Genomic DNA, 23631 nt, shown 5'->3' with positions numbered 1-23631 from the left:
GAGAAGACTGTCCGGGGAAAGCAGGACCTCTTCAGGAAAGCGCGTCCATGCAACGCGCGCAACCGACTACGCTCGAACTGCCGAAGCTGCTGGGTAATCGTTATACAGCATTACAGCCGTGTTACATGAACGAGAAGATCGAGGCTCCACCGCGTCGGTAGCCAACAGGTACCCGTTCGTTGCGGTACCGAAACGTCTCGGTCCGATAGCCTGTCACCTCGTGGCCGCCTACGTCTCTTCACCCGAGTTGACCTTCGGCTTTCTGTTCGCCCTGGAGGATCCGGAGCGGATTGCCGAAGTGGTGCGAAACCTCATGGAGCGCCGTGCCGTATCGGTCTTCCGCCTCGCTCATATGTCCGGGACCGACGGCCCGCCCGAGCGCTATGTGGTGAACTGGGCCGCCATCCCGCAGATCTCCGTGACGACGGCGGCCCCGGACCTCGAGCAGCTGCATGCCGACCGCATCATGCTGGTGAACGCCTTCCTCAACGAGGAAGGCGCGGTCAGCCTGTATTCCGCTCAGGGCACCATGCCCGAATAGGTCAGCTCGCGACCAGATGTCCGGGTCCGGCCAGCCGATGCAGCAGCACCTGCTCGAGCAGGGCCACCAGCACCTCCTTCACCGATTCCCGGTCGCGGGCATCGCATTCCACCAGGTGGATGGATTCGTCGAGATCCAGCGCCTCGCGGATCTCGTCGAGATCGAAGGCGGGCTCGCCGGCGAATCGGTTGACCGCGGCCACGAACGGGGTGTTGCGCTGTTCGAAGTAGTCCAGCACCGGATAGCAGTCCTCGATGCGGGAGGTGTCGACCATGATCACACCACCCAGGGCGCCGTCGAGCAGGTCGTCCCAGAGGAATTCGAACCGCTCCTGACCCGGGGTACCGAACAGGTACAGCACCAGCGTGCGATCGAGGGTGATGCGCCCGAAGTCCAATGCCACGGTCGTGGTGGTCTTTTCCGCGCGCCGGCCCGGATCGTCCACGCCCACCGAGACCTCGGTCATCGCGGCCTCGGTGGCCAGCGGTTCGATCTCGGAGATGGCGCCGATGAAGGTCGTCTTGCCGACGCCGAAGCCGCCGCTGATGACGATCTTGACCGAGGATGCCGACGGCTCCGGTGCGGTGTTGCGTTGCTCAGAGTGCCCGTACAAGATCCCTGATCCTCTCGATGGCGGCGGTGGACAATTCTTCGGCGGCGCGTACCGACGCGTGCCCGGAGGTCACCAGGTCGCTCACCACGACCCGCGCGACTCCGATCGGAACTCGAAGGGTGGCGGCGATTTCGGCGATGGAATGCGGTCGCTGGCACAGCCGTACCACGGTCTGCTGCTCGAAGCGCAGCGGCGCCGACAATGCGGCGGGGGTGGCGTGGACCAGGGATTCGATGCGCAAACCGTCGATCAAGGGGGTGGTACGGCCGCCCGTCATGAGGAACGGGCGCACCACCGGCTCCTCGGCCGTGGTGACCTCGCGGGCCGGATTCGCCGTCGTGGCATAGGGATCGGACCAAGATTCGGGCCGGTTCAACGCGATCATCCGTCGATCCGGCAGCCGGTGTTGCTCGTTCATCTGCGCAGTGACTCTCGCAATTCGGTGATCAGGGCGGGGGTGAGCAGGGTTCCGGCCCGGTCGGCGAGTACCGCCATCTGATAGCCGACCAGGCCGATATCGGCCTCGATTTCGGCGAGGACGCCGATACAGCTGCCGTCGGCGATCGCCGACACCAGCAGGAAACCGCGCCGCATCTCGATCATGATCAGCTTCAGGCCGTCGAAATCGTAACTGCGCGAGGCACTTCGGGACAGGCTCACCAGGCCCGACACCATCGCGGCCAGCCGGTCGGCGCCCGCGCGGTCGAGCCCCTCCGACATCGCCATCAGCAGACCGTCCGAGGACACCGCCACGGCGTCGCGGACGCCGTCGGTGGTGCGGACGAAGTCGGCGAGTAGCCAGTTGAAGGTATGGGGACCGGTGTCCGGCAAATGCGTGGTCACCTGTTTTCCTCCTGTGTGGTCGATGCCGGAATCCGTTGCCGCTCGGACTGTTCGCCGCGCTGATGACCGGCCCGGAAGTTGGCGAGCATGCCACGGACCTCCTCGGGTGAGCGTTCGGCAACGGGCGCCGCCGGCTTGGTGGGCGCCGCCGGTGCGGCGGCGGCACCTGTGTCGCGAGTCTTCTTGGCGCGTTTGACCAGACCGTTGCGAGTAGTCCGTTGAGCGTCGGCTACCGGTGCCGGATCAGCATAGTGAGATCCGCTGGCCGGATCCTCCCATATGGGCGGTTGCGCCGTCTCGGGTTCGGCGTCGGCGCCGGCCATCATCGCGGCGAAGGTGCCGGTGTCGATGGACTTGTTCCGTTCCGCCACAGCGGCATTCAGCGAATCCTTCATCGGACCCGGTGGGAGGGTGGGGAAGGGATCCGGCGGCGCCACGGCGCTGTGCCGGGGCGCGGTGTGGCGCTGCGAGATCACCGGCAGATCCCCGGTGTCGAGGCGCTCCGGGGTCGGACGTTCGCGCCGGGTGGGCGTGGTGGTCTCGGTCTCCGAGGATTCCGCGGGGCCGAGCAGCGCCGCGGTCCGCGCGGAGGCCGCCGGATGCAGCACGGCCGTGGTGGTCGAGTCCGGAACGGGCGGAAGTGGTTGTGGTGCTTGCCGTTTCGGCTCCGGCTTGGGCTTGTTCGGATCGGCGATCACCTCGGCGGGCAGCAGCATGCGGGCGACGACACCGCTGACCGGGGATACCGTCAGCTCGATATCGATGCCGAGGCGCCGGGCCAGCCGGCCGACCACGTAGTGACCCAGGAATCGGGTCGGCGCCACGAGGAAGTCGGAATCGCCGCGCAGTCGCGCGTTGGCCTCGGCCAGCTGATCGGCGGGCATGCCCACGCCGTGGTCCACGACCGCGAGCATATAGGCCCCGCCGGTGCGGCGGCCGTAGATCTCCACCTCCAGATCCGGTGGAGAGAAGGCCAAGCCGTTCTCGATGAGCTCGGCGAGCATATGCGACAGCTCGCTGACCACCGCGCCCGCGATCGGAATCTCGTCGACCCGGCGCAGCACGACGCGGCGGTAGTCGTCGACCTCCGCCAGCGCCGCCCGGATCACATCGGTCAGCGGGATGGGCTCCGACCAGCGCCGCGGGCTGGCCTCGCCGACGAGCACCAGCAGGCTTTCGGCGTTGCGGCGCATACGCGTTGCCAGATGGTCGAGTTCGAACATGTTGGCCAGCGCCTCGGGATCGAGCTCCTCGCGCTCGAACTCGCTGATCAGGCCGAGCTGACGGCGCACCAGATTCTGATTGCGCCGCCCCAGATTCGCCAGCGATTCGGTCGTATTGCGCCGCAGCAGCGCCTGTTCGGAGGCCAGCTCGTAGGCGGTGGTCTGGACGCGGTCGAAAGCCTGTGCCACCGAGACGATTTCGGCGCTCGCGCCGACCGGAGCGCGCACCGGATCGGGGGTGGCGGGCTCGGAATCGGCGGCCTGATGCCAGGCCGAGATCAGGCCCGGCAGGCGGCGGGAGGCCACATCGTCGGCCTCGCTCGCCAGCGTCGCCAGCGGGCGCACGATCGCCCGCATGCTGGCCACCACGAGGGCGATCAACACCAGCACCGCGAGCACGGCGAAGCCGATGTAGATGCCGAGAGTCGTTGCGGCGGACGATCGTAGCTCGTTCGCGCGCCTGGTGACATCGGCGCCGACCGAGCGCTGTACATCGCGCTGGGCGTCGATCACGTTGGTCATCTGCGTCCACCAGTCCGACGCCGCGACCGGATGGGGGAGCGAGCCACCCTCCGAGGCGATCGCGACCGCCTCGGAGTCCGCGGCCTTGGTCGCGTCGTCGGAGCGCATCGCGGCGTCGAGCGCCGCGCTCTGAGCCGCGGTCGCATCGCGCTGATAGGCGGTCACCGCGGCCTGTTTGGCCGCCAGGATCTTCAGGAACTGCACGTATTCGCCCGGGCCGAAGCTCTCGGCGGCGAAGACGCCGTTGAGGAAGCCGCGTTCCTGGCCGGTGAATTCCTTGGCGTCGCCGAGCGCGTAGAGCGACTGCAGGCCGCGCCAGATCTGATCGTCCTGCGCGTGGTCCAGGCCCGGACGCGTCTGGTTCAACGCGCCGATGGCCCCGCTGTAGAACTGGAAGATCGCCGCGCGGTTGGCGCGGTGAGCGTTGACGTCGGCACGATTGCTGCTCAGCAGGCCGAGCTGATTGAGCGCGGTGCGTATCTGCCCGGCCCCGGGAGCGTTGTCCTCCAAGGAGTTCTGCAGCGATAGCAGCGCCTTGTCGGTGGCGCCGCGCTGTTTGTCGACGGCGCCACGCAGCGACGCGTCGCCGCCGAGTAGGCCGTTGGTCAGACCGCGCTCGCGCTGAACCTCCTGCACCAGATCCTGCACCGATAGCGCCAAGGACACCGCGCGCGTGGTGTCGCCGGTGGCACGGTAGGAACCGACCTCGTCGACGATCACCACCCCGAGCAGCACCAGCACCAGGGCGATCGATACCAGCAGCACCCGGGTCAGCTGACCGCGAATGGTGCCGGGGCGGACCAGTCGGCCCGCCGATGTGAGCTTGTCGCCACCTGGTGGTAGCAAGCGCGCTCCCCGGAATTGCACTTGTTCTCCCTCATCTCGATCTCCGGGGCCGCGCGTCCGTGAACCCTCGGAGAATCAGAAGAAACGTTGCATATTGGCGAGCTGATCGCAACACGAGGGTGCCGGATGACACGCGCGGCGCGGAAACGGGCGCAACCGCGCGGCGGGATGCGAAAACAAATGACCTTACAGTGCGGGCGCGCCGAGCCGAAACACCCTAGAAGTGCCGTGGTCACACGGGTTGCGGCCGTACATTACTTCCCTTCGGTAAAAACGATCTTCATGCCATTCTGTTCATCACCGTTACATCCGCGGGTCGGGCGATTTCAATGTCGATGTGCCGCACGCGTGCTCGCCTCGAATTCGGGCGCTGCTCACCGATAGCCACGCGGTTCCGGAAGTCGTCGCAGCACCGGACGCAGCCTCGATTCGTAGATGCGCCGCACCACATCCTCGATATCGGGTTCCTCGATGGACAGATCGCGCACCTCCACGCGCGCCGAGACGGCCGTCAACAGCGCGGCGGCGGTGGTGAATTCGGGATCGAATGCCAGCCGCTGGCGAATTCCGCAGCCCTCGCTGGCGACCAGTTCGGCGCCGGGCAGATCCACCAGCTCGGGTGCGGGCGCGGCCAGATCGACCACCAGCACCCGGCGCACCCCGACGGTGGCGGCCAATCCGGTCAGCGAGCCGTCGTAGGCCAGCCGGCCGTGGTCGACCACGAGCACGCGCTCGCACAGCCGCTCGACATCACCCATATCGTGGGTGGTGAGCAGCAGTGTGGTGCCGCGCTGGATCCGTTCGTAACACAGGAATTCACGCAGGCGCTGTTTGGACAGCACGTCCAGGCCGATCGTCGGCTCGTCGAGGATCAGCAGTTCGGGCGAATGCAGCAGCGCCGCGGCGATTTCCCCGCGCATGCGCTGGCCGAGCGAGAGCTGGCGGACCGGAATGTCGAGCGTATCGACCATTTCCAGCTGTTCGACCAGCTCATGGGTGCGTTTGCGGCCCAGATCCGGATCCAGGCGATGGATGGCGGCCAGAATCGCGAACGATTCGCCCAGTGGCAGATCCCACCACAGCTGCGACCGCTGGCCGAACACCACGCCGATCCGGCCGGCCAGCTCTCGGCGCTGCCGCACCGGCTCCAGGCCGCAGGTCCGGACGGTTCCGGAGGTGGGCACCAGGATGCCGGTGAGCATCTTGATGGTGGTGGACTTGCCCGCCCCGTTCGCTCCGATATAGCCGACGGCCGAGCCGGCCTCGATGGTGAAGCTCATCCGGTCCACGGCGGTGAGCACCTCGCGGCGGCGGCGCAGTCGCCTGTCGTCCTTGCGGCGCAGGATGAACTGCCGGCTCAGATCGGTGATCTCGATCGCGTTCATCCGCCGCCTCCCTGGTAGTGCCGTATCCCCAACCACCAGCACAGCAGTGCCAGCGCCCAGATCCACAGCGCCGCAACGGGAGTCGCCCATGCCAGACCGGAGGGCAGCCAGCTCGGGCCGGGCAGTTCCAGCAGCGCGATGGTGGGCAGGTAGGCGACGAAGGCGACCGGAACCGTGAATCCGAACAGCAGCGTCAACGGATGGCCGAACACCGAGGTGGGCTGCTGGGCGGCGAAGGATCCGCCGTAGGTGAAGCTGTTGGTCAGTTCGGCGCCGTCGATGAGGAAGAACTGCAGTCCGGCCGCGCAGACGAACAGTCCCGCGAAGATGGCGGTCCCGGCCGCGAGCGAGGTGATCAGCAGGATGAACTTGATTCCGGTCCAGGCGATGTCGTTGGACAGCAGGCCCGCGCCCAGCACCGACGCGGCGACCCCGGCGCGAGTGAGCCGGCGCAACGAGATATCGCTGGTGATCAGCTGCAGCAACAGTGGCTGCGGGCGCAGGTAGAAGGCGTCGAGGGTGCCCATCCGGATGTAGGTGGGCAGCGTGTCGGTATGGCCCACCGCGATCTGCGCGACCGCGAAGGCGAGATTGGACAGGCCGAACAGCAACAACATGGCATTCATGTCGAGGCCACCGAGTACCCGCACGTTGTGGTAGATCACCCACACCTCGGCGAATTCGCCCACCCCGACCAGCAGGGAGGACAGCATATCGGCGGCGAACGACAGCGGATAGGCCTGCTGCGAGCGCATCCGCGAGCTCAGCACCGCCGCGTAGGGGGTGAACCAGTTTCCGTGCATCCCAGAGGTTTCGACTGCTTCTTCGACTACTTCGAGTACCTCAGCCACCCTGCACCTCCAGTTTGCGCCGACCCGCGCGCAGCAGCAAGCGTCCGAGGAGCAGCGTCACGGCAACCCAGAAGAACTGCATGCACAGGATCTGCGCGGCCGCGAATCCGGTCGCGCGGGCGGACAGCACGTCGATCGGGCCCTGCAGCAGGGCGGGGAACGGGGTCAGCATCGCGGCCGTGTACAGCCAGCCGGGAAACAGATGTACCGGGACGAACAATCCGGCCAGGAAGGTGGCCACGATCTGATAGAGCAGCCGCACTCCGCGCGTTTCCAACAGCCAGAAACCGAGCAGTCCGACCGAGAACAACAGCAGCGCCGAGATCGTCACGGCCAGCACCACACTCGCCGCACCCAGCAGATATGGCGCGACCTCGTGCGGCAGCCCGATCTGCAGGGTGAGCATTCCGGCCGCGACGCTGGGCATCCCGCGCAGCAGCAGTGTACAGGAGGCGCGGCCGAGATCGGTTGCGAGATAGGAGAATTGAATGTCCAGCGGGCGCAGGAAGTCGATGGCGACATCGCCGTTACGGATCCGATCGACGATATCGGACGGCGGCCCCATGAGTGCGAGCGCGCCCAGCAAACCCTGGGAAAGCCAGACATACGCCCCGATGGAATCGGCGCTGTAGCCGCCGAATCCGGCGTTGGTATGTACGGCGGCGAGCATGACCGAGGCGCGGACCAGCCCGAATACGATATTGGTGAACATGCCGGCGAACAACGCGACGCGATAGTGCCACTGCCTGCGGAACCCTGCTGCAGCCAGTCGGAAATACACCCCTGGGTCCGCGCGCACAATCAGTTCACGTTACGGCCAAGGTGGTGCGTTCACAGCGGAATCGAAAAGGATGCGAGCGCGTCCGCACCGTCGCCGGGGCGGTCGAGACGGTCTGCGGCCAATAGCATGAAACCGGTTCGGCGGGATCCGATTTCGTGTCAGGATTTGACCGAGTGAGCTGTGCCACACCGTTGTGGAATCGTGACCTCCACTGTGAGCCGGGTCGCATATGTTGTTGCCTACAACATATGGCCGTCCGCTTTCCGGAACCGATCCTGGCAGAACACCTTCCGGGACATACACCGGAGGTGGGTCGCGGCCGCCAGCTCGAAAGGTTCACCTGATGAGGACGAAAACGCTCGGGGCCGTTGCCATTGCCCTGACGGCCCTGCTGCCCCTCACCGCCTGCGGTTCCAACTCCTCCCGTAGCGATAGCAACGCCACCACCAGTGGTTCCGGGGGAGGCAGTGGTGCCAATGGCACCGTCGGGGTGATCCTGCCCGAGACGGCGACCTCGGCCCGCTGGGAGGGCTTCGACCGGCCGATGCTCCAGAAGGCGCTCACCGCACAGGGTTTCGACGCCGATATCGAGAACGCCCAGGGCGATGTCCAGAAGTTCTCCACCCTGGCCGACGGCATGATCGCCAAGGGTGTGAAGGTCCTCGTCATCGCCTCCATCAACTCCGAGGTCGGCACCGCGGTGGCGAACAAGGCCAAGAAGGCCGGGATTCCGACCATCGACTACGACCGGCTCAACCTCGGCGGATCCTCCGACTACTACGTCTCGTTCGACAATGTGCGGGTCGGGCAGCTGCAGGGCCAGGGCATCGCCGACGCGCTCGAGGACAAGCCGGGCGCACAGGTGATCGAGATCGAGGGCGCGCCCACCGATAACAACGCCACGCTGTTCACCCAGGGCCAGCACAAGGTGCTGCAGCCGCTCTACGATTCGGGCGCGCTGAAACTGGTGCACAGCCAGGCCATCGACGGCTGGGACAACCAGACGGGCGGCCAGGTCTTCGAACAGCTGCTCACCGGTAACGGCGGCAAGGTCGACGGCGTGGTCGCGGCCAACGACGGCCTGGCCGGGGCGATCATCACCGTGCTGAAGAAGAACGGCCTCAACGGCAAGGTGCCGGTCACCGGGCAGGACGCCACCGTCGACGGCCTCAAGGCGGTGCTGCGCGGCGATCAGTACATGACCGTGTTCAAGCCGATCAAGGATGAGGCCGAGGCCGCGGCGAAGCTGGCCACCGCGCTGGCCAAGGGCGATAAGGCCGCCGCCGACGGCCTGGCCACCGCCTCGAGCCAGGACCCCAAGGGCAATCGTACGGTGAAATCGGTGCTGCTGGACCCGCATTCGATCACCCGCACCGAGGTCAAACAGGTCGTCGACCTGGGCTATGTGAAGGCGAGCGACCTGTGCACCGGCGATGTGGCGCAGCTGTGCACTCAGCTCGGGATCGCATGACTACCGAGGCGCTGCTGCAGATCACCGGGCTCAACAAGAGTTTCGGTGCGGTGCACGTGCTGCACGACGTCGAGCTGACCGCACCCGCGGGCGAGGTCACCGCGCTCGTCGGCGATAACGGCGCGGGCAAGTCGACGCTGGTGAAATGCATTGCGGGCATCCATGCCGCCGATTCGGGGACCGTCCGGTTCCGGGGTGAGCAGGTCCATCTGCGCGGGCCCCGGGACGCGGCCGACCTCGGAATCGAGGTCGTATACCAGGATCTCGCGCTGGCCGACAACCTCGACATCGTGCAGAACATGTTCCTCGGGCGCGAGCGCGGTAAGCCGTGGTTCCTGGACGAGGCGAGCATGGAGGAGTCGGCGCGGCGCACGCTGGCCTCGCTGTCGGTGCGCACGGTGAAATCCGTGCGCACCCCGGTCTCCTCGCTGTCGGGCGGACAGCGCCAGACCGTCGCCATCGCGAAAGCGGTGCTGTGGAACAGCAATCTGGTGCTGCTGGACGAACCCACCGCCGCGCTCGGCGTGGCCCAGACCCGCCAGGTGCTCGATCTGGTGCGCCGGCTCGCCGAACAGGGGCTGGGGGTCGTGCTCATCAGCCATAACCTCGCCGACGTCTTCGAGGTCGCCGATCGGATCGCGGTGCTGTACCTGGGCCGGATGGCCGCGCAGGTGCGCACCGCCGAGGTCACCCAGAACCAGGTCGTGGAACTGATCACCGCGGGCCGCTCCGGCGACCTGGGCCTGGCGCGGCCCGAGGCCGCGGTGCTCTAACAGGAAAGACTGTGTGATGACGCAAGTTTCGGCCGAGACGGCGGTCGCCGATTTCGGCATCGATACCACCACCGTGTCCACGGCGGAGGCCGTGCGCGCCTATCTCGCCCGTGTGAGGGGCGGCGAGATCGGTTCGCTGCCGGCGCTGCTGGGCCTGGTGGTGCTGATCGTATTGTTCTCCGCGCTGTCGGATGTGTTCTTCTCGCTCAACAACATCGCGAATCTGCTCGCCCAGGGCGCCGGGCAGACCATCATCGCGATGGGCATCGTGTATGTGCTGCTGCTCGGCGAGATCGATCTGTCCGCGGGCACCGCCTCGGGTGTCGCGGGCGCGGTGCTGGCGATCCACTATGTCGACAACGGAAATCTGTTGTCCGGCATGGGGAATACGGTGTTCTTCGTATTCAACGGACTGCTGGTGCTGGCCGCCGTGCTGGCCGGGCTGCTGCGGATCTGGCCGGGTGTGGTGATGGCGCTGCTGGGCGTGGCGATCACGCTGGTGGGCTTCCACGCCAATCCATGGATCGAGATGCTGCTGGCGGTGTGCGTGGGCACGGCCATCGGCAGCATCACCGGATTCCTGATCGCGCGGATCGGCATGCCGTCGTTCGTGGTGACGCTGGCGCTGTTCCTGGCCTGGCAGGGCGCGATCCTGCAATTGATCGGCGAGGGCGGGGTGCTGGGCATCAGCTCCTCGCCGGTGCTCAACGCGGTGGCCAACGGCAATCTGTCGGTGCCGTGGAGCTGGGTGCTGTTCGTGGTGGCCGCGGGCGGCTATGCCGCGGTCGCGCTGATCGGCCACTTCCGCAGGCAGGCAAAGGGTTTGGTGACCTCGCCGACGCCGTTGGTGGTCGGTAGGGTGGTGGCGGTGCTGGTGCTGGCCGCGGTGGCGACCGCGTTCCTGTCGGTCGACCGCTCGCCGAGCAAACTCATCGAGATCTCCGGCGTGCCGTATGTGGTGCCGATCGTGCTGGCACTGCTGGCCGTGGGCACGTATGTGCTGCAGCGCACCACCTATGGACGGCATCTGTACGCGATCGGCGGCAATGCGGAGGCGGCGCGGCGCGCCGGGATCAATGTGACCCAGTTGCGGGCGAGCGTCTTCGTCATCTCCTCGGGCTGCGCGGCGATCGGCGCGATCGTGTACTCCTCCAAGGTCGGTTCGGTCGATCCGCAGGCGGGCGGGCTCAATACCCTGCTGTTCGCGGTCGGCGCGGCCGTCATCGGCGGCACCTCGCTGTTCGGCGGCAAGGGCCGGGTGGCCGATGCGGTGATCGGCGGCGCGGTGCTGGCGGTGGTATCCAACGGGCTGGGCCTGCTGCGGCAGCCGGCCGCGGTGGTCTCGATCGTCACCGGATTGGTGCTGCTGCTGGCGGCGACCGTGGATGCCCTGTCGCGGCGGCGGGCCCGGGCGACCGGACGGTAGATGACCGTCGCCCGCCCCGACGAGGTACGCCGCTTCAATCGCGCGTCGCTACTGCGCCTGCTGCATGTGGACGGTCCGGCCACCCGCGCCACGCTCGCACAGGAACTCGGCCTCAACCGGTCCACCATCAAGATGCTGGTGGATGGGTTGGCCGGAGACGGTGTGGTCGAGGAGCGGGTGCCGCGGCTGATCAAAGGCGCGGGCCGGCCGTCGCTGCTGGTACTGCCGCAACCGCAGGCCGTGGTCGTGCTGGCCGTCGACGTACAGGTCGAACACGCGGGCATCGCGCTGGTCGGACTGGGCGGGCAGATCCTGGGCCGCAACAGCTGGAATCTGCGAGGCCGAGGGCGCGATCCCGACGAACTCGTCTGCCACGTCGCCGAATCGGCCGCGTTGCTGGTGCAGGATCTGGGGCTGCGCCCGGTCGCGGCGGGGGTCTCGGTGCCCGGGGTGGTCCGCCGCGCGGACGGGCTGGTGCACGCCTCGGCGAATCTGGGCTGGCTGCAGGTGCCGTTCGGGGAGCGGATGGGCACCATGCTCGGCGTGCCCGTGGTGGTCGGCAACGACGCCGAATTCGGTGCGCTCGCCGAGAATGTGCGCGGGGTGGGACGCGGGGCCTCCGATGCGGTGTTCGTCTCCGCTGATGTCGGCGTGGGCGGCGGCATCATCGCCGACGGCGCGCTGATGCGCGGATCGGCCGGATACCTCGGTGAGATCGGCCATATGACGGTGCGCCCGGGCGGGCGGCACTGCCACTGCGGTAACGAGGGCTGCTGGGAGACCGAGGTCGGCGAGGCCGCGCTGCGCCGCGCGCTCGGTCTGCCCGAGGGTAGCCCGCGCGGCGCGATCGTCGCGGAATTGCGCGAGCTGCAACGGGATTCGGATCCGGTGGCGCGGCTGGGGGAGTACGTCGACTGGCTGATCCTCGGGCTGGTCAATGTGGTCAACATCCTCGGTCCCGAGCTGGTCGTGCTCGGCGATCTGTTCACCACGCTGCCCGAGGCCGTCGTCGCGCGGGTGGAGGAGGAGGTGTTGCGCCGCAGTCTGGTCGGGCGTGCCCTGGGCGGCGTGCGGATCGAAAAGTCCTCGCTCGGAGCGGATCTGAAGCTGCTGGGCGCCGCCGAGGCGGCGTTCGAGGACGTGCTCGCACATCTGTGATGTCGGATCGCTCTTAAGCTGTAGCGAATTCGCAGTAGACCCGGCTGGAGATTCGCGTACTCTTATACGGAGGTTCGGTCGCGAACCGGTCGCTAGTTAATCTCTATTGGATAACAGGTGCTGAGGCGCTGTGCCGTGCCTCGGTTCTGACGATCGAGGTCGATGCCGGATGTCTACCAGCGTGTGCGCCGACGACGGCGACAACGCCGTGCTGTCCGATCGGGCAACTCACTGGCGCAATGGTTTTCGCCGCTTCGGTGAGCGTAGCGGAATGCCGAGCGGTCCGCCGCTGATCGAGATTCGCGAACCGGGCCGCGCGCCGCGGCGGCTGATGCTGTCCGGTCCGCGCACCTTCGGCCGCAGCGAGGAGGAGGAGCCGCTGGCCGATCTCACCGTCTCGCGCCGGCATCTGCGGCTGGTACCCAGTCCCACCGCGCTGTCGGCGGTCGACCTGGGCAGCCGCAACGGCACCACGGTCAACGGGATCGCGCTCACCGGGCGGGTCGCGCTGGCCGCGGGCGATGTGATCCGGCTCGGGGCCACCGAGATCATCGTGCTCTATGTGCCCTCGGCACAGCCCGATCCGGAGCCCGCCGCCCAGGCGCCCGCCGCCGCGCCGCCACCACCCGGCGACCGCCCGCTGCCCTCGCCCGTCCGGATCGCCAACCGCCTGCTCGGTATCGATCCGACCGGGACGCGCGATCCGTTCCCTGCCTATACCGAACTGCGCGGCCGGGTGCCGCGTTCGGTGTGGCACGCGGTGCGGATCGCGAGCATGCTCGCCTATCTGGCGGTGATCGTCGCGATGTTCGTGCGGCCCGCGGGTGGACTGTTCGCCTTCTTCGGCGTGGTCGTGCCGCTGCTGCCCGGGCTGTTCCTGATCGCACCGGGACTGTGGCGCAACAGCTGTCCGCTGGCGGCGGCCAATCAGGTGCCGCGGGTGCTGCGCTTCACCCGCGCGAAGACCCCGCCGCAATGGTTGCGCAAGCGGGGCTATCTGATCTCGGTCACGCTGTTCTTCGGCATCGCGGGCGCGCGGCTGGCGGGTCTGGACCGCAATGGCGTCGCCGCGGGCCTGGTGCTGTGCGCGGTCGCGGCGGCGGCCTTCAGCGGCGGGGTGGTCTACAAGGGGAAGAGCGGCTGGTGCAGCAGTATCTGCCCGCTGTTCTCGCTGCAGCGTGCCTACGGGCAGACGCCGTTCGTCACGGTGCCCAACAGCCACTGCCAGCCCTGCGTGGGATGTGCCAAGAACTGCTTCGACTTTCAGCCGCGCTCGGCCTATCAGGCGGATCTGACCGATCCGGAGCGCTCCTGGAGCGCGCCGCGCACCCTGTTCGCCGCCGCGCTGCCGGGTTTCGTGCTGGGCTTCTTCACCCTGACCGGCAATACCGGAACCGCGGTGCTGCAGCGGTATTCGCTGCTGATCCTGTTCGTCCTGGCCACCGTGGGCCTGTTCTACGCACTCGACGCGATGACCAGGCTGAGTCCGGCGATGCTCACGGTCGGCTACGCGGCGGTGGCGCTCAACATCTTCTACTGGTTCTCCGGGGTCACCCTGGCGACATCGTTCGCGACCATCACCGGTCTGCGCGCGCCGTGGCTGCACTGGCCGATCAGCGCAGCGATCCTGATCTTCACCCTCGCGTGGATCGCCCGTACGCGCGTCGTGGAGCTGCAATTCGCGCACAGCACCGGCGCCCGCGTCGAACCCGTACTGCTGCCGTTCCCGCGCCGCCGCGCCGAGGACAAGCCCGGCGCGGCACCGGCATCGGCGTCGGTGACCTTCGCGCCGGGCGATACCCCGATCCCGGCCGAGGCGGGTATGAGCCTGCTCGATATCGCCGAGCGGGCCGAACAGCCGATCGAGGCGGGCTGCCGGATGGGTGTGTGCGGTGCCGATCCGGTCGCGGTGCTCGAGGGGATGGACTGCCTGTCACCGCCGAACCGCGATGAGCGAAACACCCTGCGCCGTCTCGGTTTCGCCGATAACACCCGGATGGCCTGCTGCGCGCGCCTGGTGGGCGCCGGGGCCGCGAAGGTCTCGCTGACGCCGGAACCGGGCAGCGGAGGCGGTGCGCGGCCCACACGTTTCGATCGATCGATCGTCAGCACGGTCGTCATCGGCGGTGGTATCGCGGGCGTGACGGCCGCGGACTTCCTGCGCCGCGGCCATCCGGACTGTGAAATCCATCTGGTGGGCGCCGAATCGCACACCTTCTACAACCGGATGGGTATCTCGCGGCTGATCTACGGGCGCTCGGCGATGCAGGGCCTGTATCTGCTGCCCGACCAGTGGTACGACGAACATCAGATCACGGCGTGGCTGAACACCCTGGCCACCGGCATCGACCTGGACGATCGGCGGGTCTTCCTCGGCACCGGCGAGGCGCTGCCGTATGACCGGCTGATCCTGGCCACCGGCGCGAGCAGCACCGTGCCGCCGATCGAGGGTCTGTCGCTACCGGGCTGTTTCGTGCTGCGCGAGGCGGGCGATGCCATGGACATCCGCACCTATGTGCAGCAATTCCGCTGCGAGACGGCGGTTGTCGCGGGCGGCGGGCTGCTCGGGCTCGAGGCCGCCCACGCGCTGCATCAGCTCGGACTGCGGGTGACCGTGCTCGAACGCGGAGATCGGCTGCTGCGCAAGCAGATCGACCCGCGCTGTTCGGAGCTGGTCTCCGAGCATTTCGCCCGCACCGGCATCCGCGTGCTGCGCGGCGCCGAAACCGTCGCGGTGACCGGCGATTCGGTGGTTCGCGGCGCGGAGCTGAGGGACGGCCGCGTACTGGACTGCGACGTCTTCCTCGTCGCGGCCGGAATCCGGCCGAATATCGAATTGGCCAGGCAGGCGGGCATTCCCGTGGGCCGCGGGGTGCTCGTCGACGACGGAATGCGCACCGGGATTCCGGATGTGTACGCCGCGGGCGATATCGCCGAACACGGCGGGCAGGTGTTCGGGCTGTGGCCGATCGCGGCCGAACAGGCCCAGATCGCCGCGGTCAACGCCCTGGGCGGCGAGCGGACGCTGGTCACCGAGACCCCGGCCACGATCCTCAAGGGCGTTGGGCTGGAACTGTTCTCGGTCGGCAAGGTGGGGCCCGGCCGGGCCGATGAGGAGATCGTGGTCGAGCGGCCCGATTCCTACCGGCGGCTGCTGCTGTCGCAGGGGCGGGCGGTCGGGGCGACGATCCTGGGCCACCATCCCGCGGAGGTCGCGGCCGTGCAGCAGGCCGTGCGCGATCGGGTCCCGGTATCGGAGTCGGCCCGCTCGGCGTTGCGGGCAGGCGATTGGTCGGTGCTCCAATCGGCCCTGCAGACGGTGGAATTCAGCTCGTTGCCCGATAGGTGAGCACCGTATTGCCCACCCGCAGGCTCCACCCCGGCTGCAGCGCCTCGGGCCGCTGACCCAGCCGGGTCCACTGCTCGGCGCCCGGCGCGGCGATGAACGTGCCCGTCGGTGTCTCGTTGTCGTGGACGAAAACCGTTCCGTTGTCGACCGATACGAGCGCGTGCACCCGCGACATCCCCTGATCTGTGAAGGCGATCGGCGAGGCGGCGGCGTGGCGGACCACCTCGGCGGCCATCGGATCACGCCCGATGACATACGGCCGATCCAGCGGATAGGCCGCGCCGTCGTTGCGTACCAGCACGCCGAACGGGGTGTGGTAGGTGACCGTGTCGGCATGGGTATTGGTCAGGGCCGCGGCGGATTCCGGGGCGGCCGCGCTCCAGGCGTAGTGTTCGACCGGCACGAGCGGCTGGCCCGCTTGCAGCGCGGGGGCGGGTTCGCCGACGGCGCGGTGGGCGCCGGTGGATGTGGAGCCGTCGACCAGCGCCCGCACGATCAGGCCGCCGCCCGGGGCCACGCCCGCGCGCAGATCGGTATGGAGTAGCTCCTCGACCGGGATATCGTCGTCGTCGGCCAGGACGATCTGCTGGACCGGATCCCGGACCACCTCGTCCAGCCAGGTCATCGCGCGCATACCCGAAAGTCGCTGGGCCCCATCGAACTTATCGATATGGGCCGCCACCGGGCCGCGCAGCAGCACCAGCACGCCGCCGGCCGTCGGCGCGACCATGCCGAACGAGGCGGCCGCGGCCGCACCCTCGACGAATACCGCCGCCACCAGCTGCCGCACGAAGGTCGCGCCCGGATCCTCGGCCTCCGCGGCCACCTCGGCCGCCTCGAGAATCCGCTCGGTGAACGGCGTCTCGTGCGGTATGAAGACGACGACGTCCTCGTACCGGGCGACCAGCCCGGATCCGCGCGCGATACCGACCTCCGCCTGCTCTCGACCCATAGAGGACTCCTAGTTCCGCACGCCCACGCGTTTCCCGCCGACCAGAATAGCGCCCAGGCTCGGGTGTTCGGGCCGACGCTTCACTCCGGAAGCTCTACCCTGGTAGCAACTTCGTCGGGATCGGGGACACGATGACCACCATGCGCGGGGTCTGTGAGCACACCGGGGGCAGGAACTTCACGGTGAACACGATCAACCGGTCGAACGAAGCGCAGCAGGTCTTCGACGGGAAGTTCGTCGACGATATCCCGCCGTTCACCGTGCTCGGGGCGCGCATCGAGGCCCCCTATCTGGACGCCCTGCGCGGCGCCCACCGCTTCTCCGGCACGGTCGGCCCGGCCAGGCTGTCACTGGTCTTCGACAGCCAGGCCCGGATCAGCGGCAGCATCGTGCCCGCGCTCGACCGCGAATGGTCGATCAAGGGCGAGGGCTACTGGCGCACGGTGTTCTAATGTCCCGCGCCCGGCGGCGGCGCGGAATCGGTGAGCACGGTGTAGATCCGGCGATGCGGATCGATCCCGTTGCGGATCTCGTCCAGTCGCGCGTGGTTGTCACCGAAGTAGCGGGTGATCGGGGTGTCGGGTTCGAGGTAGTTGCCGTACGCGCCCGCCGAATACTCCTCGACGCGCTCGTGCGCGTCGGCGATCCAGGCGGTGGCCATATCGTGCGGAATCGGTTCGTAGGCACCCCATTCCACCAGGGCGGCGTGGGCGCGCCACGGGAAGGCGGTGGCGTCGGGCTCGATATCGCGGACGGCGCCGTCGAGCGGATTGACCTGCACCCAGCCGGTGCCGCCCACACGCGAGTGTTCGGTGATCGCGCCGACGACGGCCGTCGCGGCCGCCTCGGACATCTCGGTCACCACATCGGAGCCGTTGGTGAATCCGGCGCGCGGCGAGGTGGGGGCGCCGCCGGCGAGATAGAGGACGGTCTCCATATGGGACATGGTCCGGCGCTCGACCTGCAGCGGCACGACGGCGGCGGACTGGACCATCGCCGCGGCGTAGCCCAGGCCCGATCCCTCCGGGCATACCAACTGCATCCAGCAGTCGATGCCGCCTTTGCCGTCGGCGTCGAAACTGACGTCCGCCCAGGCGTCGTGGGTGTCGTCCCTGGTCAGCCACGCGACCCAGCCGAGCAGGCAGCGCACGGCCTGCTGTCCCGGAAAGACCAGGCGCACAAGGTCCTTGCGGGTCGAGGCGATGGTGTCGTAGGTCAGCGAGGTGACCACGCCGAGCAGCGAGCCGCCGCCGCGCAGCCCCCACAGCAGTTCGGGTTCGGTCGCGGCGGAGACCTCGAGCGGCGACCCGTCGGGCAGCACCATCGTGGCCCCGATCAGGTGATCGCAGGTCAGGCCGTGCTTGCGGGATTCGAAGCCGAGTCCGCCGCCCAGGGTCAGCCCGGCCGCGCCGACATCCGGGCACATGCCGGTGGGGATGGTCTGCCCGACCTTGTCCAGCTCGGTGTAGACCGCGTGCAGTGTCGTCGCCGGGCCGACGGTGACCTTGCCGTCGGCGAAGGTCGCGCCGCTGAGCTTGCGCAGATCCACGATCAGCACGCCGGTTCCCGCGGACACCCCGGCATAGGAGTGCCCGCCGGATCGGGCCGCCAGCTTCAGACCGCTCTGCGCGGCGAACCGCACCGCGATGGCGACATCGTCGGCCGTGTCGACCTGCACGACCGCGGCCGGCGTCTGGGTGTCGAAGCGGGTATTGAAGATCTGCTTGGCGGCGGCGTAGTCGGGATCATCGGGGAGGACGACCCGGCCTCGCACGCGGGCGCGCAGGGTCTTCCAATCGACCGATCGCTGGGCGGAGCGCGCGGGCTCGGCGTGCGCGACAGCCGGGGTGAATCCGATGCGGGCCCATGCGGCCATGCCGAGTCCGAGGGCGCCGCGCAGATACCGTCGACGCGAGAAGTGAGTGTCGATGGCGTGGAAGCCTAGCGCATCGGCGGCCGATGATCATGGAGACACGGCGGGCGCCGAGTCGCCGCCGCGATAGGCACGCCAATCGCCGATATCGGAGATGTCGATCAAATCGACCGAGCCGAGGTGTTCGCGGCGCAGGACGGTGGCCAGACAGGCGGTGCCGTCGTCGAGTTCGATGAGCCCGAGCTCCAATTCGGCGGGTTCGGCGGGAATCAGGTTGTCGCGCAGCGTCTCCATCGGCACGTCGTAGACCTCACCGGCGACGGCGCGGCCCTCGGTCTCGGTGGCGATCATGGCCGGGAAACGGTCCGCCACCGAGAAATAGCGGTACTTCGGCGCGCTGCGGGCGATGCGCAGCAGTGGCGCGCCGTCGAGTTGGTGATGCAGGCGGCCGTCGCGCATGCCCTCGCCGTTCAGGAACATCAGCACCATGTCGGGATCTCCGTTCTGATCAATGGCCCGGGGTGGTGGCCGTGAAGCGATCGTGCATCTGCCGTCGTCCGGCGTCGGTGAGCGGGCCGAACAGGCGCAGGCGGGCGATGCCGCCGTCGGGAAAGACGTTGAGCCGCACCCGGTTCACCGCTGGCCCGCTGTGCAGCCGGAAGCGATGCGGCGCATCAGGCTGCACGAGGGTGGGCGGTAGTAGAGGGACCGGTTGGTTCTCGGTGGTGTAGCCGTCGAGCGAGATGCGTGCGGGCGCATTGCCTTTGTAGTGGGTCGTGTCCAGGTCCAGTACCGACGGTGTGGCCTCGGCGGCCAGGGCGACGGTGGCCCAGTCGTTTCCGTCGTCGCGCCGGCGGCGCGATTCCCAGCCGTCGGCCATGAAACGTGAAATGCCCGGTTGGAGCATATTGTTCGGCGGCGAGAAGAATCCGTCGCTGCAGTCGAGCACCCGCCCGCCATGGCGCAGTGCGATCAGATCGAACGGGATATCGTCGAGCCACTGCGGATCCGGCACCGCGATGCCGTGCACGCGCAGCCGGGCGATGCCGCCGTCGGGATGCATGTTCAGCCGCACATGGGTGATGCGGCGCTCGCCGGAGACCTCGAATTCGTTGCGGGTATCGCCCTTGATCGGGGAGCGGGCGAGGATCGGATGCCATGGGGCCGAGAGCAATTCCTCGACCGTCGGATGGCCGGGCACGCATGCGCCCGCCACCGAGACCTCGGGCGGATAGTTGCCGACGAAATACGCGGTGTCCACCACGATTCCGGCCGGAACGCCCGCGATGCCGAGCCGGATCAGCGCCCAATCGGGCCCCGGGCTGCCGTCGCGGCGGCGGCGGGTCTCCCAGCCGTCGTATTCCTGACCCTTGTTGGTGAAGGTGTGCGGACGATAGGCGGGCGCCTCATCCTTGATGAGATTCTCACGCTCGGCGAAGAATTCGTCGTTGGCATCGAGCACGCTGCCGCCGACCTGTCGCGCCGCCAGATCGGGAAGCCGGGACCAGTCGCTCATCTGAACCTCTTTCTGTAGCAGGCGGCCACGGGGTTGGTCGCCGGTGATCAGTTCCCCGCGCAGCCAGCCCGACCGCCCCCGTCCGCGCAGGATCGCCCCCTTCGCACCCTGTCCCGCGAGTCGCACCGGTTACGGACGCCCGCAAGGGGTGCGAAGCGCGGGAAAGGGTGCGGCATTGCCGGAGGCTCCCGCTCGCGGTGCAGGGCTGCCGGGGCTTCTGTTCGCGAGGCGGCAGGCTTCGCACTGGCTCTTGCGCTTCGCACTCGATATGGACGCCCGCAAGGGGTGCGAAGCGCGAGAAGGGGTGCGGCGTTGCCGGAGGCTCCCGCTGCCCGGGAGGAAGTCGGAAACCCTTGACGGCGGCGGGTTTCCGGCTTCCACCCGCGCGGCGGGAGCCCTCGCACCCCTTCTCGCGCTTCGCACCCGATATGGATGCCCGCAGAGGGTGCGAAGCGCGAGACAGAGTGCGGCGTTGGCGGAGGCTTCCGGTCGCGGTGCGCGGTTGCCGGGGGCTTCTGCTTGCGGGGCCGGGAGGCTTCGCACTGGCTCCTGCACTTCGCACCGGGTCTGGGTGCCCGCAGGGGGTGCGAAGTGTGAGAAGGGGTGCGGGGGTCATGTGGGGGTGGGTAGGTGGGTGCGGGCTATGTGTTCGCCTAGGGTGCGTAGGAGGGGGATGGGGTGGGATTGGCAGCGTTGTAGGTCTGGTTCGAGGTCGTTGAGGGCGTAGGCCGAAGTTATTGCGGCGGTGTGTAGTTGGGTGGTCGAGAGGAGGCAGCGGCCTGCTACCGCGATGGTTCGGACGCCTGCCTCGGCGGCGCGGGCGGCCACGCCTACGGGGGCCTTGCCATGCAGGGTTTGGGCGTCCAGGGAGCCCTCGCCGGTGATCACCAGGTCCGCGCCCACTACCGCGCGGTCGAAGCCGACCAGGTCGAGCAGGACGTCGATGCCGCCGGATCGGCGGGCGCCCAGGACGGCCAGGGCGGCGAAGCCGATACCGCCCGCCGCGCCCGCGCCGGGGCGGTCGGCGGCGTCGAAGCCGGTGCGGCGGGCGACCAGGGTGGCCCAGTGGGTCAGGCCCGCCTCCAGTGTGGCCACCTGGTCCGTGTCGGCGCCCTTCTGGGGGCCGAAAACTGCTGCGGCGCCATGCGTTCCGAGCAGCGGGTTGTCGACGTCGCTGGCCAGCACCAGCTCGACCTCGCGGATGCGGGGATCGAGCCGATGCAGGTCCAGATAGGCGATCTCGGTGAGCGCGCCGCCGCCCGGCGATGCGGGCCGCCCGGCCGCGTCGAGCGGCTGCGCGCCCAATCCGGCCAGCATGCCCGCCCCTCCGTCGGTGCAGGCGCTGCCTCCCACGCCGAGAACCACTGTGCGGCAACCGGTATCGAGTGCCGCGCGGAGCAGTTCACCGACGCCGAGGCTGGTCGCCGTCAGCGGTGCGGGCCGCCCGCCGGGCAGTCGGGACAGCCCGCAGGCCGCGGCGGCCTCCACGACCGCGACCCGCCCGTCGTGGGCGAAGGCCGCCCGGACGGGTTCGCCGGTGGGACCGGCGACCTCGATCGTCATGCGATCGAATCCGGCGGAGACGGCCGCATCCACCGTCCCCTCCCCGCCGTCGGCCACCGGCACCCAGCGAATCACGGCCTCCGGCCGCACCCGCCGGATCCCGTCGGCCACCGCGTCGGCGACCGCGCCGGCCGCGAGCGAACCCTTGAACTTATCGGGCGCCAACACGATTCGCGGTGCGGTCGTTCCCCCGATCCGGTCACCACGACCTGAATCGGGAGCATCGTGCCGGGCGGGAACCGGGCTCATGACTCAGGCCGATTCGAATTCGCGCACGGCGTCGATGGCCGGGCCGTGGGCGGTATTGGCCTCGCGTTCGACCATGACCTCCACCAGCACGGGGCGTCCGGTGGCCTCGGCCTGTTTGCGGGCCCAGCTCAACGCGTCGGAGATATCGCCGGGCTCGTGGACGCGGCGGCCGGAGCAGCCGTAGGCCTCCATGATCTTGACGTTGTCGGTGCCGAACTCGTCGTAGTGGATATCGACCTGATAGTTCATCTCGTACGGCAGCGACGCCTGGCGGATCAGGCCCAGGTATTCGTTGTTGATCATGATGATCACGAACGGCACGTCGTACTGGGCGGCCACCGCCAGCTCCTCGACCAGGAACTGGAATCCGTAATCACCCACCACCGCAACGACTTCCGCGTCCGGCTTCGCCGCCTTCACGCCGATCGCGGCCGGAATCTCCCAGCCCAGCGGCCCGGCCTGGCCGCACACCTGATAGTGCCGCGGCAGATATGCCTTCTGGAATTGCCCGGACCAGATCTGGTACAGCCCGATGGCGGTGACGAAATACGTGTCCGCGCCGAATGTTTCGTTGATCTCCTTGAACACCCGTGGCGGCTTGATCGGCGTGACGTCGAAATCGTCTCGGCGAGTGAGTGTTGCGCGCAGCTCCGCCAGCCGCGCGACCCAGTCCCGATAATCGCGCAGCCGCTTGCGGCCGCGCGCCTCGGCCAGCAGCGCGGTCAGGAACGGCCGGACATCGCTCACCACACCGAGATCCGGCCCGAACACCTTGCCCAGCTGGGTAGGCTCGATATCGACATGGATGAACGTGCGATCGCCGCGGTACACGTCCAGCCTGCCGGTGTGCCGGTCGCCGAAGCGCGCGCCCAGCGCCAGCACCAGATCCGACTCCAGGAACGCCGCATTGGCCCAGCGCTGACTGGTCTGCACGCCGGTGATCCCGGCGAACAGCTCGTGATCCTCGGGAACCGACCCCTTACCCATCAGCGTGACCTGCACCGGCACGCCCAAAAGCTCGGCCAGTTCCCGCAATTGGTCGTGCGCCTCGCCGATCACCACGCCGCCACCGGCCAGGATCAGCGGCCGCTCGGCGGCCAGCAGCAGATCCAGCGCGCGGCTCACCCGGGGCGGATGCGGCAGCACCCGCGGCACCGGCAGCGGCGCGTCGATGCTCGCATCCCATTCGATCTCCTGGCGCTGCACATCCAGCGGCAGATCGATGAGCACCGGACCCGGCCGCCCCGAACGCGCGATCCGGAACGCCTCGCGGAAGATCCACGGCGCCTGTGCGGCCTCCTTCACCTGCACGGCCCATTTGGTGACCGGTTCGGCGATGGCGACGATATCGACGGCCTGAAAGGCCTCCTGGTGCAACTTGTTCGATTCGGCCTGACCCGTAATGCACAGGATCGGAATGGAATCCGCGTGCGCGGTGTAGAGGCCGGTGATCATGTTGGTGCCCGCCGGACCCGAGGTGCCGATCGCCACGCCGACATTGCCGGTGGTGCGCGCCCACCCGTCGGCCATATGCGTGGCGCCCTCCTCGTGGCGCACGATCAGATGCCGCATCTCGGTCTTGCGCATGGCATCGTAGAGCGGCAGGATCGCCGCGCCGGGGCAGCCGAAACTCACATCGACGCCCTCCGACAGCAGCACATCCATCACGGCATGCATGACCGGGACTTTCGCCATG

The 23631-nt window shown here is 68.4% G+C and carries 20 protein-coding genes; 7 read left to right on the top strand and 13 right to left on the bottom strand.

Translation table 11 applies throughout. The features are described 5' to 3' along the window. Positions 1–220 precede the first annotated feature (220 nt). Positions 221–541: a hypothetical protein gene (locus ACIA76_RS16920; protein ID WP_397152729.1), complete on the top strand. Its 321-nt coding sequence runs from the start codon at positions 221–223 to the stop codon at positions 539–541. A 1-nt stretch (position 542) separates the two neighbouring features. On the opposite strand, the gene ACIA76_RS16915 is transcribed toward ACIA76_RS16920, so the two are convergent. The 7 genes from ACIA76_RS16915 to ACIA76_RS16885 form a co-directional block, all read right to left on the bottom strand. Beyond that, positions 543–1157 (bottom strand): GTP-binding protein, encoded by a 615-nt coding sequence (locus tag ACIA76_RS16915; RefSeq protein ID WP_397153059.1) that lies wholly within the window; start codon positions 1155–1157, stop codon positions 543–545. Continuing rightward, a complete protein-coding gene (locus tag ACIA76_RS16910; protein WP_397152728.1) occupies positions 1138–1572 on the bottom strand; it encodes a DUF742 domain-containing protein in 435 nt (144 codons plus the stop codon). The genes ACIA76_RS16915 and ACIA76_RS16910 overlap by 20 nt, the downstream gene beginning before the upstream one ends. After that, on the bottom strand, positions 1569–1997 hold the full coding sequence (locus tag ACIA76_RS16905) for a roadblock/LC7 domain-containing protein (RefSeq protein ID WP_397152727.1): 429 nt from the start codon (positions 1995–1997) through the stop codon (positions 1569–1571). The genes ACIA76_RS16910 and ACIA76_RS16905 overlap by 4 nt, the downstream gene beginning before the upstream one ends. Further along, the gene (locus ACIA76_RS16900; protein WP_397152726.1) at positions 1994–4609 is read right to left on the bottom strand and encodes a nitrate- and nitrite sensing domain-containing protein; all 2616 of its coding nucleotides are present in this window, start codon (positions 4607–4609) and stop codon (positions 1994–1996) included. Before ACIA76_RS16900 ends, ACIA76_RS16905 begins: the two co-directional genes overlap by 4 nt. A gap of 353 nt (positions 4610–4962) precedes the next feature. Further along, positions 4963–5973, bottom strand: coding sequence for an ATP-binding cassette domain-containing protein (locus ACIA76_RS16895; protein ID WP_397152725.1), 1011 nt, complete (start codon positions 5971–5973; stop codon positions 4963–4965). Then, positions 5970–6824 (bottom strand): ABC transporter permease, encoded by an 855-nt coding sequence (locus ACIA76_RS16890; RefSeq protein ID WP_397152724.1) that lies wholly within the window; start codon positions 6822–6824, stop codon positions 5970–5972. Before ACIA76_RS16890 ends, ACIA76_RS16895 begins: the two co-directional genes overlap by 4 nt. Beyond that, a complete protein-coding gene (locus ACIA76_RS16885; protein ID WP_397152723.1) occupies positions 6817–7605 on the bottom strand; it encodes an ABC transporter permease in 789 nt (262 codons plus the stop codon). Before ACIA76_RS16885 ends, ACIA76_RS16890 begins: the two co-directional genes overlap by 8 nt. 343 nt (positions 7606–7948) lie before the next feature. Here ACIA76_RS16885 and ACIA76_RS16880 point away from each other — a divergent pair, with 343 nt between their 5' ends. The 5 genes from ACIA76_RS16880 (at position 7949) to ACIA76_RS16860 (ending at position 15782) form a co-directional block, all read left to right on the top strand. Further along, positions 7949–9076 carry a sugar ABC transporter substrate-binding protein gene (locus ACIA76_RS16880; RefSeq protein ID WP_397152722.1) on the top strand — a complete coding sequence of 376 codons (1128 nt, stop codon included), beginning with the start codon at positions 7949–7951 and terminating at the stop codon, positions 9074–9076. Continuing rightward, on the top strand, positions 9073–9849 hold the full coding sequence (locus ACIA76_RS16875) for an ATP-binding cassette domain-containing protein (RefSeq protein WP_397152721.1): 777 nt from the start codon (positions 9073–9075) through the stop codon (positions 9847–9849). Before ACIA76_RS16880 ends, ACIA76_RS16875 begins: the two co-directional genes overlap by 4 nt. Before the next feature lie 16 nt (positions 9850–9865). Beyond that, on the top strand, positions 9866–11275 hold the full coding sequence (locus tag ACIA76_RS16870) for a sugar ABC transporter permease (RefSeq protein ID WP_397152720.1): 1410 nt from the start codon (positions 9866–9868) through the stop codon (positions 11273–11275). Next, positions 11276–12433, top strand: a complete 1158-nt coding sequence (locus ACIA76_RS16865; protein WP_397152719.1) for an ROK family protein — start codon at positions 11276–11278, stop codon at positions 12431–12433. It abuts the gene before it with no gap. 169 nt (positions 12434–12602) lie between these two features. Then, a complete protein-coding gene (locus ACIA76_RS16860; RefSeq protein ID WP_397152718.1) occupies positions 12603–15782 on the top strand; it encodes an FAD-dependent oxidoreductase in 3180 nt (1059 codons plus the stop codon). Here the strand turns inward: ACIA76_RS16860 and ACIA76_RS16855 are convergent. Further along, entirely contained in the window at positions 15760–16734 is a 975-nt protein-coding gene (locus ACIA76_RS16855; protein ID WP_397152717.1) for an FHA domain-containing protein, read from the bottom strand. The genes ACIA76_RS16860 and ACIA76_RS16855 overlap by 23 nt on opposite strands. Before the next feature lie 131 nt (positions 16735–16865). Here ACIA76_RS16855 and ACIA76_RS16850 point away from each other — a divergent pair, with 131 nt between their 5' ends. Further along, the gene (locus tag ACIA76_RS16850; protein ID WP_397152716.1) at positions 16866–17186 is read left to right on the top strand and encodes a hypothetical protein; all 321 of its coding nucleotides are present in this window, start codon (positions 16866–16868) and stop codon (positions 17184–17186) included. Here ACIA76_RS16850 and ACIA76_RS16845 read toward each other — a convergent pair. From ACIA76_RS16845 to gcl, 5 genes are all read right to left on the bottom strand, one after another. Beyond that, positions 17183–18610 (bottom strand): FAD-binding protein, encoded by a 1428-nt coding sequence (locus tag ACIA76_RS16845; protein WP_397152715.1) that lies wholly within the window; start codon positions 18608–18610, stop codon positions 17183–17185. The genes ACIA76_RS16850 and ACIA76_RS16845 overlap by 4 nt on opposite strands. A gap of 87 nt (positions 18611–18697) precedes the next feature. Then, entirely contained in the window at positions 18698–19096 is a 399-nt protein-coding gene (locus ACIA76_RS16840; RefSeq protein ID WP_397152714.1) for a gamma-glutamylcyclotransferase, read from the bottom strand. 19 nt (positions 19097–19115) lie between these two features. Then, positions 19116–20171, bottom strand: a complete 1056-nt coding sequence (alc, locus tag ACIA76_RS16835) for an allantoicase (RefSeq protein ID WP_397153058.1) — start codon at positions 20169–20171, stop codon at positions 19116–19118. 564 nt (positions 20172–20735) lie between these two features. After that, complete coding sequence (locus tag ACIA76_RS16830) at positions 20736–21854, bottom strand: glycerate kinase (RefSeq protein ID WP_397152713.1); 1119 nt, start codon at positions 21852–21854, stop codon at positions 20736–20738. Between the two features lie 84 nt (positions 21855–21938). Next, positions 21939–23630: a glyoxylate carboligase gene (gene gcl / locus ACIA76_RS16825; RefSeq protein WP_397152712.1), complete on the bottom strand. Its 1692-nt coding sequence runs from the start codon at positions 23628–23630 to the stop codon at positions 21939–21941. Position 23631 lies beyond the last annotated feature (1 nt).

This window comes from Nocardia sp. NPDC051570 (assembly GCF_044454005.1).
Lineage (GTDB): Bacteria > Actinomycetota > Actinomycetes > Mycobacteriales > Mycobacteriaceae > Nocardia.
Note: the sequence above shows the minus strand (reverse complement) of the source record. Positions and strands in the feature narration are given on the sequence as shown.